The organism is Amycolatopsis ultiminotia (genome assembly GCF_039536925.1).
GTDB classification, from domain to species: Bacteria; Actinomycetota; Actinomycetes; order Mycobacteriales; family Pseudonocardiaceae; genus Amycolatopsis; species Amycolatopsis ultiminotia.
The window spans coordinates 1-599 of the sequence record NZ_BAAAZN010000066.1; the positions used below are offsets into that span (position 1 = coordinate 1).

The 599-nt window shown below is 59.6% G+C and carries 1 protein-coding gene; it reads right to left on the reverse strand.

Going from position 1 to position 599, the window contains the following annotated elements; translation table 11 throughout:
* Positions 1 to 599: beta-ketoacyl [acyl carrier protein] synthase domain-containing protein (locus ABD793_RS42575; RefSeq protein ID WP_344869582.1), on the reverse strand; the 599-nt coding region annotated here is incomplete at both ends.

The window sequence follows — 599 nt, forward strand, 5'->3', positions numbered from 1 at the left end:
ATCACACCCGCCACACCAGCAGCCTGCTGACTATGCCCAATATTCGACTTCACCGAACCCAACCACAACGGCTCCACCCGACCCTGCCCATACGTCGCCAACAACGCCTGCGCCTCAATCGGATCACCCAGTTCAGTACCCGTACCATGCGCCTCAACCACATCAACATCCGAAGCCGACAAACCAGCACCAGCCAACGCCTGACGAATCACCCGCTGCTGCGACGGACCATTCGGAGCAGTCAAACCATTAGACGCACCATCCTGATTCGTCGCACTGCCACGAACCACCGCCAGCACCTCATGCCCATGACGCCGAGCATCCGACAACCGCTCGACGAGCACCATGCCCGCACCCTCGGCCATACCCATCCCATCAGCACCAGCCGCAAACGCCTTACACCGACCATCCGCAGCAAGCACCCGCTGCCGCGAAAAACCCACAAACTCCGTCGGATCCGCCATCACCATCACACCACCAGCCAACGCCAAATCACATTCACCCGACCGCAACGCCTGCACAGCCAAATGCAAAGCAACCAACGACGAAGAACACGCCGTATCAACAGTGACCGCCGGACCCTCCAAACCCAACGTATA